Genomic DNA, 10,942 nt, shown 5'->3' on the forward strand with positions numbered 1-10,942 from the left:
CTCCCGCGCCGCCCCCGCGCGAAACCGGTGAGATCCGCCACCTGGACGGCGAACCCCGCTTATGGCAAACGCCGCAGCTTATGGCAGCCGCCGCAGCGACTCGAAGCTCAGCACGGGTATCGGCACGGACGGCCCCAGCGGCACCGTCGGCGGGTGCCGCACCGTGGCCGGCGGCGGAACGGCGTCGATCGGCCGCTCCAGCCGGACCGACCCGAAGGGCTGCCGGCCGGGCTCGGAACCGGAGCCGGTGTTCCGGCGCGGGTGGTGCGTGGGCACAGCGGACCTCCGCAGCTGTCCCGGCAGGGACGGTGCGCATTCGAAGGGGTTCACCCAGCACAACGACCGACCCCCGGTCCCGGTAGCGGGCGGCGCCGGGACCGCTTCGACGGTGATCGTCGGCGGCTCCGACTACCCTGAGGGGGAAGCCTGGGGAGGTGAACGCCGTGCTGATGGACACATTCGGACGCCGTGCAGTCGATCTGCGCGTGTCGCTGACCGACCGCTGCAATCTGCGCTGCACCTACTGCATGCCGGAGCAGGGTCTGTCCTGGCTGCCCAAGCCCGAACTGCTCACCGACCAGGAGATCATCCGGCTGGTCCGGATCGCGGTCACCGACCTGGGCGTGCGCGAGGTGCGCTTCACCGGCGGCGAACCGCTGCTCCGGCCCGGCCTGGTCGGCATCGTCGAGGCCTGCGCGGCCCTGGAGCCGCGTCCCGAGCTGTCGCTGACCAGCAACGGCATCGGCCTGGCCAGGACCGCGGCCGCTCTGCACGCGGCCGGCCTGGACCGGGTCAATGTCTCGCTGGACACCCTCGACCCGCAGACCTTCCACACCCTCACCCGCCGCGACCGGATCAAGGACGTCCTGGACGGCCTGGCCGCCGCCGACGCCGCCGGGCTGCGCCCGGTGAAGATCAACACCGTGCTGATGCGCGGGGTCAACGACCACGAGGCCGCCGACCTGCTCGACTGGTGCCTGGACCACGGCTACGAGCTGCGCTTCATCGAGCAGATGCCGCTGGACGCCCAGCACGGCTGGGACCGCACCGACATGGTCACCGCCGAGGAGATCCTGGCCCGCCTCGGCGAGCGCTTCACCCTGCTGCCGGAGCCGGACGAGCGCCGCGGCGCCGCCCCGGCCGAACGCTGGCTGGTCCAGGGCCGGACGGCGGCGGACGGGCGCCCGGCCGGGGTCGGTGTCATCGCCAGCGTCACCAGGCCGTTCTGCCGCGCCTGCGACCGGACCCGGCTCACCGCCGACGGCCAGATCCGCAACTGCCTCTTCTCCACCGAGGAGACCGATCTGCGCGGGGCCCTGCGCGACGGCTCCGACGACGCGGCGGTCGCCGCGCTGTGGCAGGCGGCGATGTGGGGCAAGAAGGCCGGCGGCGGCATCGACGACCCGGAGTTCGCCCAGCCCGACCGCCCCATGTCCGCCATCGGCGGCTGACCGGCGATACTCCAGACATGACCACTCCAGAGACCGGACCCGACACCGCCCCGGACACCGGGCCGGAGATCCCGCGCTGCTCGGCGAAGGGCTGCCGTCAGCCCGCGGTCTGGGTGCTGGTCTGGAACAACCCCAAGCTGCACACCCCCGAGCGCCGCAAGACCTGGATCGCCTGCGAGGAGCACAGGGAACACCTCTCGCAGTTTCTCGACCTGCGGGGATTCCTCAAGGACGTGGTCCCCTTCGCGGACTGGACATGGTGATGCCGGGCGGCCACGGGGGGAGCTGCCCGGCATCGGTCCATCGTTCCGACGGGGGTTGCGGAACGCTGGAAGTATGGCATGCGGAAAGAGGCGGCAGAAGCCGTTCCCGGGAATCCTGACGCGGCTGGGAACCTGCTGGCAGCCGGCTGGGCGTCAGACCTGCGGAGGCGCCGTCACGGCCTTCTCACCGGGCTCGATCATCGGCTGCGGCTGGTGCCCGATGAAGGTCTCCGGCATCTTCGGCGAGTTGGCCCGGCCGCCGTTGGCGATCACCACGGCGACATAGGGAATGAGCATCCCGCCGACCAGCGCGATGATCGCGAGTATCCGGGACTCCTTCCAGAGCACCACGGTCAGGATCACGCACAGCGTCCGCACCGCCATCGCGATCATGTAGCGGCGCTGGCGGCCGCGTACGTCCTCGCTCAGGCTGGAGCGGGCACCCGTGATCCGGACGACCCCGCCGGCCTTGTCCTTTGACTTCCCCATAGCGTCACCGTACGCCGGGTGGGTCCGCCCGGGACCGCCGGGGCACCTGCTTTCCGAGGATTTCTCCCCGCAGGCGCCCCGGCCCGGCCCACCGGCCCCGGGGGTCCCGTCAGGACGCCTGGCTGACCGAGCTCATGTGGAAGTCCGGCACCCGCACCGGGGGCATCGCCGCCCGGGTGAAGTAGTCGCTCCACTCGCGCGGCAGGCAGCGCTCGGTCCGTCCGGCCTCGGTGATCCGGCCCAGCAGGTCGACCGGTGACTCATTGAAGCGGAAGTTGTTGACCGCCCCGGTGACCTCGCCGTTCTCCACCAGGTAGACGCCGTCCCTGGTCAGCCCGGTGAGCAGCAGCGTCGCCGGGTCGACCTCGCGGATGTACCAGAGGCAGGTCAGCAGCAGCCCGCGCTCGGTCCGCGCCACCATCTCCTCCAGCGTGGCCCCGGCCGCGCCGTCCGGGGCGCGGTGCTCCAGCACCAGGTTGTCCTGTCCTGGCCGCACCGGCAGCCCGGTCAGCCCGGCCGAGTGCCGGGTGGTCAGCAGGTTCGCCAGCTCGCCGTCCCTGATCCAGTCGGTCGGCTCCAGCGGCAGCCCGTTGTCGAAGGTGGAGGAATCCCCGCCGGAGGAGTGCGTGAGCACGAAGGGGGCTGCCTCAAGGCCCGGGTACGCGGGGTCGCTGCGCAGCGTCAGCGGCAGCGGCGACAGCCGCTCGCCGAGCCTGGTCCGGCCGCCGGCCTTGGCGAAGACCGTCTTGCCCTCGACCGCGTCCCGGCCGCCCGCCGACCAGGTCAGATAGATCATCAGGTCGGCCAGCGCCGACGGCGGCAGCAGCGCCTCATAGCGCCCGGCCGGCAGGTCGATCTGCCGCTCGGCCCAGCCGAGCCGCTGCGACAGCTGCTCCTCCAGGGTGGCCGGGTCGACGTCCAGGAAGTCCCTGGTCGCGGCGCCCGCCCAGGCCGAGGCGGCCAGGTCGGCGGTCTTGGCGTTGAGCTCGACCGTGCCGGTCGGCTGGTCGTGCCGCAGCCGCAGCCCGGTCGAGCTGCCGAGGTAGCTGCTGGTCACCGAGTGGTTGGCGAAGCCGTACAGCAGCCGTCCGCTCTTGCGGGCCCGGGCGAAGGACTCGCCGAGGGCCGGGGCGAACGCCCCGAACACCTCGATCGAGGTCTCGGCCGGCTCCGCGGTGAAGTCGGACGAGGCCGGGCCGTAGGGCTGGACCAGCGGCTGCGCGTCCTCGGCAGGCCCTGCCTCGCGGGCCGCCGCCTCGGCGGCCCGGACCAGCGACTCCAGCTCGTCGGAGGTCACCGCCTCGCGGGAGACCACGCCGGAGGAGGTGCCCTCGCGGCCGTCCACCGTGGCGATCACGGTGAGCGTCCGGCCCCGGGTCACCCCGTTGGTGGTCAGCGCGTTCCCGGCCCAGCGCAGATTGGCGTTGGACTCCTCGTCGGCGATCACCACGCAGCCGTCGGTCCTGGACAGCGCCAGCGCGCGCTCGACGATTTCGGAAGGAGAAGACATCAGCGACCGGCCTCCTGCTGCGTGTTGAGTACTTTGACGGTGTGGAGGAGCGCGGACGCGCAGCCGTGGGACACGGCCTCCCAAGCGCCATGACCAGCATTTTCGCAGGTCAGGGGGTATTTCACGACTGGACCACTCTCCCTGTTGATACCGGTGCCTACCGGATGGTGCGGCTACCCGCGCAGACCTGGTGTCGACCTACGACAGTGCAGTCTCTCAATGCGCCGAGGTCCCGCCAAGGCAGTATCCCTCCGTGGCCGCCGCCGGGCGGCTCCGACCTGGTGTCGGACCTGCGACAACCGGCTACGGCCGTGGTGCGGGGTCCCCGGGGCATCCGAGGTCGGCCTCCAGCCGGAGGTGCCCGGGCACCTCCGGCAGCTCGACCAGGGAGTGGACGAAGAGCAGTTCCTCCCCGCTCGCTGCGGTCTGCTCGAAGCCGAGGGTCGGCCAGAAGTCCCGCGTCCGACGGTTCTTGCTGCTCGGGCGGTAGGAGGCGGTGACCGACGCCAGGCCCCGCGCCCTGGCGTGTCCCAGCACCGCTGCGACGACTGCCTGCTCGATGCCGCGCGCGAACACCCGGCAGCTCAGCAGCAGATTGTCGATGGAGAGCGAGTCGCCTCCGGCGTGCCCGTTCCCGGGCGTGAGATGGGCGAAGAGCGCCCCGACGACGCCGTTGTCGCCGAAGCGGTCGGCCGAGCGGACCGAGAGCGCCAAACCGCCGCGCGCCTCCCTCCGCGCCCGTACCTCCGCGGGTTGCAGCCGCAACGTGGTCAGGTTGAACTGGTTTGTTCTCAGGGTAAGTTGCGCGACCCGGGCGAACTCGCCCGGGTCGACCGGGGTGACCGTGACGCGAACGCCCAGGTGCCGCAGGTACTCCTCCGCGGAGCCGCTGCTCTCCCGCAGCTCCCGCCGGTCCGACTCGGCCCGGTAGAGCGCCGGCCGTTCGCGGTCGTGCGCCGTCAGCTCCCGGACGTCGAACCATCCGTCGGCGAGCAGCCGCTCGATGTGCAGGGCCGGTTCCTCGTTGAGGCGGACCACCGCCACCTCGGGCATCCGGGACGCCACCAGCCCGGCCTCGAAAGCCGAGTCGTCGGCGAAGACCAGGCTGTCCGTGCTGAGGTTGAGCCGGCCGGCGATGTCGCGGAGGTTGGCGTCCTTGGGCTCCCAGTTGGCGTTCACCCGGACGAAGTCGGCGTCGCGCAGGACCATGTCGGGGTGGCTGCGCAGCACCTCGGCCACGCCGTCCTGGTCGTTCTTGCTGCTGACCGCGAGCAGCACGCCCTGCGATCCGATCTGCTTGACGACCCTCTGGAAAGCACCGAAAGCCTCGCCCCGGTAGGTGGTGGCCGCCGCGACGCCGTCCGCGCCGTCGTCACCGAGGACGCCGTCCCAGAGGGTGTTGTCCAGATCCACCACCAGCACCTTCCTGGCCCCGCCGCGAAGGCTCCGGGCCAGGTGGCCGATCTCGCGGGCGTAGCGCCCGAGGAGTTCCCCGCCCAGGTTGGCCTTGGCGTACGCGGCCATCCGGGGGTCGTTGACCGGGCCGCCGAGGGCCACCAGCGGGTCCAGGTCGACCACGAACACCCGCTCGTGCGCTGCCGAGAGCCGCAGCAGTCCCGCGTTGAACTCCCGCCAGGCCACGCCCAGTGCGGCCCGGGAACGCAGGTCCACCAGCTGGTGGGTGTGGATCCGCTGCAGCGGCAGGGTGTTGAGGACGAGAGCGGCGGTGCCGTGCTCCAGGTGGCGGCGGGCGAGCACGGAGAGCTCGGCGAGTTTCCGCATGGCGGCCTGCGCCAGGTCCTCGACCCGCCAGACCACGGGGAGTTCGTCGAAGACGGCCTGGGCGTCGAGGACCACCAGGGCGAGATCGAGACCGGGGGCGTACAACCGGCTTCCGGTGTCCTGGAGTTCGCGCAGATAGCTGTCGAAGTCGCCGAGGGTGAGGTCCAACAGGAGGCCGTGACGGGCGAGTTCCGCAGTGAGCGGGGCGGCGACGGCCCCGACCGTGGAGTGTCCGGTCACCGCGACGCTGACCGTCGGCGTTCCGGGGTGCGCGGACGCCACCTGTTCCGGGTCCAGCCGGGAGAGCAGTTGTCCCGCCCGGACGAGGTCGGCGGCGACCCGGTCACCGCCGGTCGAGACGATTTCCGTCAGCAGCCCGGCGACGGCGGGGTACTCGGCGGTGAGCCGGTCCTGCGCCGCCAGCGCGCGCAGCCGGTCCAGCGGGGGAACGACCGCTGCGGGTTCGCCGGCCCCGGGGCCGCTCGGAGTGTGCGCCGGCACCGCCACTGAGGTCTCCTTCTCGCAGCGCCGAGCGCTGTACGGCTCACAGCGTGCGGCCGGGAAGTGGTGGACACCTACAGAACGGCTCGACCCCGGAACCGGGACGGCTGGCGGGGTTCGACGCCTGCCTCAGGCCTCGGGGTGGGCGGGGTCCGTTCCCGGGTCGGTGCCCTTGTCGTCGCCGGTGTCCGCGTCGGCGGCGAACTCGGTGAGGCCCTCCCAGGTCCAGCTGAGCTTCCCGCTGCGCAGGTCGTCCACCACGGCATCGGTCCAGGCCAGTTGGGCGACGGCTATGGCCCGCTGGTAGTCCGTCTCCAGCATGGTGACGCGCGGGAGCTTGTGCTTGGTCTCGACGGCGATCGTGGCCTCGATTCCGGCCAGACGCTGCTGGAGGATCCTGGCGCGCTGGGAGAGGACGTCCAGGCTCTCCTCGGGCGTGAGCATGAGGATGAACGACAGGGCGGCGGGGAACTCCGGGAACTCCTGCTTGGGCGTGGCGAGCATGTCCAGCAGCCATTCGCGGGTGGTGGCACGCCCGGCGTCGGTGATCTCGTACACCGTGCGTTCGGGGTACTGCTGGTCGCGTTCGGTCTCGCGGACCGCGATGAGGCCGTCGCTGAGCAGGCGGTCGATGGTCCGGTAGAGGCCGGCCCGCTGGCTGACGTTGACCACCTGGTCCTTGCCCCACTGCTTGATCAGCCGCTGGACACCGTAGGGGTGAAGCGGCTGGTAGTGGAGCAGCGACAGGATCGTGAGGGCGATGGGGGAGCGGCGTGGAGTGGTACTCATGACAAAGAGACTACTACCTTTCGAATCAGTTGACATGGAACTAGTTTCAATGCAACTATTAATCCTGTCAGGCAAGGCCGCTGCACCTCTCTGGAAGGACCATCACCATGACCACGGACATGAACAAGGACAGCTCGCAGGCCTCCGGCGTCCAGCGCATCCACATCGACCACGACATCACCAAGCGGCTGGGCAACTGGACCCGCGCCCACCGCTTCGAGGTCCGGGCCCGGAACAGCGTGGTGGTCCTCGACCTTCGTTCGCCGGACGTGCCGGACCACGTCGAGGTGGACCTGGACGCCTACCACACGACGATCAAACTGCTGGTGGCCGAGGACGCCGTCCTCGAACACTGGGACCTGCGGTTCACGGGCAAGGGCAGGATCAAGGACGGTGCGGGCGGCTCGGAGGGGAGCGCCCACAGGGTCAAGCTCAGCGGCTCGATGACCGACGGGGAGGTCCGGATCCACCGGGGCGGCGTCGCCATCGTGTCGGCGATGCTGTCCCGCGAGTACCTCCAGGACCTGCTCCAGGCCCGGAAGGAGCACCGCTACCCCACGATCGACGACCCCACCCGCGACGCCGGCCCCCGCAAAGCCCGGTGACTGAGCGGGTCCCGACCCGAGCTCGACCCGGAAGAGAGTGGGGCGGCGCAGTCTCGGTTCGGAGCGAAGCGCGGAACTGCCGGAGTCCGGCGCCGGGCAGGTGCGGGGGGTGACCCCCCTGTGCCGCCGGTGTCGCTGGGCAGGGGGCCTGCGGGATCCTGGGGATACCCCCCGGCCCCCGGAATCCCTGCCGGCAGTGCTCCGTCCGGCAGTGCTCCGTCCGGTGGTGCTCCGTCCGGCAGTGCCTCGCCCGGCCGGTTCGTCTCCTGCTTGAGTTGCCCGCGAGTCGGGTGGTCGAGCGTGGCGGCGGACGGCCGGTGAGGCCGCGCGGCGTCGGCACAGGAGACGGACGATGGATCTCGGACTGAACGACAGGCGGGTACTGGTCACCGGAGCCACCCGGGGGATCGGCCGCGAGGTGGCGCGGGTCTTCTCCGAGGAGGGCGCACGGGTCGCGATCACGTACCACAGCTCCGAGGCCGCAGCCAAGGAACTGGTCGAGGAACTCGGCGGCGCGGACCGGGCCTGCTGCCTCCCGCTGGACCTGGCCGATCCGGTGTCGATCGCGGAAGCGGTCAAGGCCGTCGAGGAGCGCTGGGGCGGTGTGGACGTGGTGGTGGCCAACGCCCAGACGTGGGTGTGGGTCAACCCCCAGGACCTTCCCCCCTACCAGGGCCTTCCCATGGACCACTGGCTCGGCCTGTACCGGGAGAACGTCGAGGGCCACTTCTGGACGGTGCGTCAGGCCCTGGGCGGGATGCGTGAGCGCGGCTGGGGACGGATCGTGCTGCTGTCCTCGATCACCGCGACTCACGGCAACCCCGGTTCGGAGCTCTACAGCGCGGCCAAGGCCTCACTGCACGGGTTCGTCCGGGGGCTGATGTGGACCGGTGACGGGGTGCTCGCGAACGTGGTCGCGCCCGGCGGCACCACGGCCACCGACAATCTGGACGAGGTGGACCCGGTGCTTCTCGACAAGGCGGTGCGGGAGACCCCCAGCGGTCGCCTCAGCACCGCGCACGAGATCGCGCGGGCGGTGGTGTTCCTGGGATCCGCGGCCAACGGCAACATCAACGGCCAGGTCCTCCATGTCGCAGGTGGACGGTGAGCTGATGCGCGAGGAACTCTGGGCGATCGCCGGGCCCCTGGTGGCCGACATCGCAGCGCACCCCTTCTGGGAGGGCCTGTGCGACGGCACCCTCCCGCAGGACCGGCTGTGGCACTTCGCCGAGCAGGACGCGCGTTTCGCGGTGCCCGCCTACGCCCGCGCGCTGGCTCGGACCGGAGCCGTCGCCGACCGTGACCAGGACAGCGCGCTGCTGTGCGGCGCGGCGAGCGCCACGCTCGCTGCCGTTGCCCGGATGGACGGCGAACTGTCGGACCTGGCAAGGGAGTTCGGCGAACCGGACCTCGTTTCCCGGACCGCGCGGGTCAGTCCGGCGACCCATGCGCACACCTCCTTCATGCTCGCCGCCCCCACCGCCTCGTTCGCCGCCGGCCTCGGCGGACTGCTGCCCATGACCTGGTTCCACCAGAAGCTCTCGCTGGACCTGAAACAGCGCTGCGCACCCGGGTCCCGCTATGCGGAGTGGATTGACCGCTACTGTCCCGAGAGCGGTTTCCACGACTATGTCGAAGCGTATCTCGGCATGGTCGACGACTATGCCGCGCGGGGCTCAGGAGCCGACCGATCGGCTCTTGTCGAAGCATTTCGGCACGGTGCGCGCCACGAGTCGAACTTCGCGGAATCGGCCTGGCTGCTCCAGCGCTGGGACGTTTAACGGCCGACAGTACCACGCGTCATCCTTGAGTGATCCTCGACCCCGTTGCTGAAATATCTGCGGCACAGCAAATCTGTCACCGCTCATGACCGTAGGAGCAGCAGCAATGGTTATCAATTCGCTCTGGAGACGAGTGCGCCGCGAGGAGCCGGGCCGCAGACCCGTGGGCAGGACGGGCGCGCTCGTCGCGGCCATGGGCATCGGCGTGGCCCTCACCGTGTCCGGCCCGGCGGCAGCCGCCACGCCGCCGGCCGTCGGCCACCGGTACTACGTCGACTGCGCCTCGGGGCGTGACACGGCGGCCGGTACGTCGCCGCAGGCGGCCTGGCGAACCCTGGCCAGGGTCGACGCGGTCACTTTCCGTCCGGGTGACTCGATCCTGCTGCGCAGCGGCACGACCTGCGTGGGCGTCCTGTCGCCGCACGGCTCCGGAAGCGCCGGACACCCCATCGTCGTCAGCTCCTACGGCGCGGGCGCGCGTCCGGCCATCAACGGCGCGGGTGCGCCCGAGGCCGTGTTCCTGGACAACGTCCAGCAGTGGGAGATCCGCGGCCTCGACGTCTCCGACCCGGCCGCGCCCGACGGGACCCCCCGCATCGGCATCTACGTGCTCCTGGACGACTTCGGCACCGGCAGCCACTTCGTCATCGACGACGTGGACGTCCACGACGTGGTCGGCGTCGACAGCACCGGCCCGGACGCGCAGGACAGCGGCGGCATCGTGTTCAAGGCCGCGGGGTCGACCGTGCCCACCGGTTTCGACGGCATCAAGGTGCTGGGGAGCACCGTCTCCGGAACCGACGGATACGGAATAGCGACCGAATCGCAGTGGTCGCTCCGCACGCTCTTCCCGGGCGGTGAGAACTCTTTTGTGCCGATTACCCACGTGCTTGTCAGCGGAAACAGGCTGACCGACATGGGAGGCGACGGAATCGTCATCCAGAACGGCGACAACCCGCTTGTCGAGCACAATGTGGTCGACGGTTTCGGATTGCGCGCAACGGCCTACCACGCCGGTATCTGGGCTTGGAACTCCGACCATCCCGTGATGCAGTACAACGATGTCTCCCACGGTGCGACCGCGCCGCCCGCCATGGCTTTCGACATCGACGGCGCCGATTCCGACGTGGTCTACCAGTACAACTACAGCCACGACAACGGCGGTGGTTTCCTGGCGCTGTGCGACGTCCCGGGTGAGCAGACCGTGGGCGCGACGGTCCGCTACAACCTGAGCCAGAACGACCACGACGACCCGTGGGGCTCCATCACCGTCCCGGTGATCTCCAACGGCTGCGGTCTGACCGAACCGGGTGTCAGTTTCTACGACAACGTGGTGTACGCGCCGACCGCGACCGCGCTCATCGGAAACTTCGGCGACACCTCGGTGGCGTTCACGAACAACGTCTTCCACGGAAAGCCCGGCGGCTCGACGATCCAGGACCCGGTGGGCGTCTTCGACCACAACATCTACGAGAACATCGCCTCGGTGCCGGCCGGCGAGCAGCACGCGGTGACCGGGAACCCCCTGTTCACCGACGCCGGCTCCGGTCCCCTCGGCTATGCGCTGAGCTGTGGCTCACCGGCTGTGGGCGCGGGTGCGGCGATCGCGGGCAGCCCGAAGCGCGACTTCTACGGGGCCCCCGTCCCGGTCGTTGCGCCGCTCAATATCGGCCTCTCCCAGGGTCCCTGCCGGAAGCGCTGAGGTCCGGTCTCCGCGGGGTCCGGGCACCTCCGCGAGCCGAGCGCGAGGGCGTCACGAGGAGGGGCGGCG

11 protein-coding genes are annotated in these 10,942 nt (G+C 70.7%); 6 read left to right on the plus strand and 5 right to left on the minus strand.

The annotated features are described in order from the left end of the window. Positions 1 to 78 precede the first annotated feature (78 nt). Positions 79 to 276, minus strand: a complete 198-nt coding sequence (locus ACXKR8_RS36250; protein WP_458268785.1) for a hypothetical protein — start codon at positions 274 to 276, stop codon at positions 79 to 81. Between the two features lie 167 nt (positions 277 to 443). Between ACXKR8_RS36250 and moaA the strand changes: the two genes are divergently transcribed. Together moaA and ACXKR8_RS36260 are read left to right on the plus strand one after the other, a co-directional pair. Further along, complete coding sequence (moaA, locus tag ACXKR8_RS36255) at positions 444 to 1,451, plus strand: GTP 3',8-cyclase MoaA (RefSeq protein WP_458268786.1); 1,008 nt, start codon at positions 444 to 446, stop codon at positions 1,449 to 1,451. A gap of 17 nt (positions 1,452 to 1,468) precedes the next feature. Continuing rightward, the gene (locus tag ACXKR8_RS36260) at positions 1,469 to 1,714 is read left to right on the plus strand and encodes a hypothetical protein (RefSeq protein WP_458268787.1); all 246 of its coding nucleotides are present in this window, start codon (positions 1,469 to 1,471) and stop codon (positions 1,712 to 1,714) included. A 153-nt stretch (positions 1,715 to 1,867) separates the two neighbouring features. Here the strand turns inward: ACXKR8_RS36260 and ACXKR8_RS36265 are convergent, their stop codons facing one another. The 4 genes from ACXKR8_RS36265 to ACXKR8_RS36280 all read right to left on the minus strand — a co-directional run bounded on the left by ACXKR8_RS36265 (position 1,868) and on the right by ACXKR8_RS36280 (position 6,785). Beyond that, entirely contained in the window at positions 1,868 to 2,203 is a 336-nt protein-coding gene (locus ACXKR8_RS36265) for a DUF3099 domain-containing protein (protein ID WP_458268788.1), read from the minus strand. Positions 2,204 to 2,312: 109 nt separating this feature from the next. Beyond that, positions 2,313 to 3,713: a metallopeptidase TldD-related protein gene (locus tag ACXKR8_RS36270; RefSeq protein WP_458268789.1), complete on the minus strand. Its 1,401-nt coding sequence runs from the start codon at positions 3,711 to 3,713 to the stop codon at positions 2,313 to 2,315. 303 nt (positions 3,714 to 4,016) lie between these two features. Continuing rightward, complete coding sequence (locus ACXKR8_RS36275; RefSeq protein ID WP_458275182.1) at positions 4,017 to 5,996, minus strand: HAD-IIIC family phosphatase; 1,980 nt, start codon at positions 5,994 to 5,996, stop codon at positions 4,017 to 4,019. Between the two features lie 129 nt (positions 5,997 to 6,125). Continuing rightward, entirely contained in the window at positions 6,126 to 6,785 is a 660-nt protein-coding gene (locus tag ACXKR8_RS36280) for a PadR family transcriptional regulator (RefSeq protein ID WP_458268790.1), read from the minus strand. 107 nt (positions 6,786 to 6,892) lie between these two features. Between ACXKR8_RS36280 and ACXKR8_RS36285 the strand changes: the two genes are divergently transcribed. From ACXKR8_RS36285 to ACXKR8_RS36300, 4 genes are all read left to right on the plus strand, one after another. Continuing rightward, complete coding sequence (locus ACXKR8_RS36285; protein ID WP_458268791.1) at positions 6,893 to 7,390, plus strand: hypothetical protein; 498 nt, start codon at positions 6,893 to 6,895, stop codon at positions 7,388 to 7,390. Positions 7,391 to 7,742: 352 nt separating this feature from the next. Then, positions 7,743 to 8,498, plus strand: coding sequence for an SDR family NAD(P)-dependent oxidoreductase (locus tag ACXKR8_RS36290; protein ID WP_458268792.1), 756 nt, complete (start codon positions 7,743 to 7,745; stop codon positions 8,496 to 8,498). After that, positions 8,479 to 9,171 (plus strand): TenA family protein, encoded by a 693-nt coding sequence (locus ACXKR8_RS36295; protein WP_458268793.1) that lies wholly within the window; start codon positions 8,479 to 8,481, stop codon positions 9,169 to 9,171. Before ACXKR8_RS36290 ends, ACXKR8_RS36295 begins: the two co-directional genes overlap by 20 nt. A 106-nt stretch (positions 9,172 to 9,277) precedes the next feature. Then, a complete protein-coding gene (locus tag ACXKR8_RS36300) occupies positions 9,278 to 10,873 on the plus strand; it encodes a right-handed parallel beta-helix repeat-containing protein (protein WP_458268794.1) in 1,596 nt (531 codons plus the stop codon). Positions 10,874 to 10,942: the final 69 nt, after the last annotated feature.

The sequence above is a fragment of the Streptacidiphilus sp. PAMC 29251 genome (assembly GCF_054208735.2).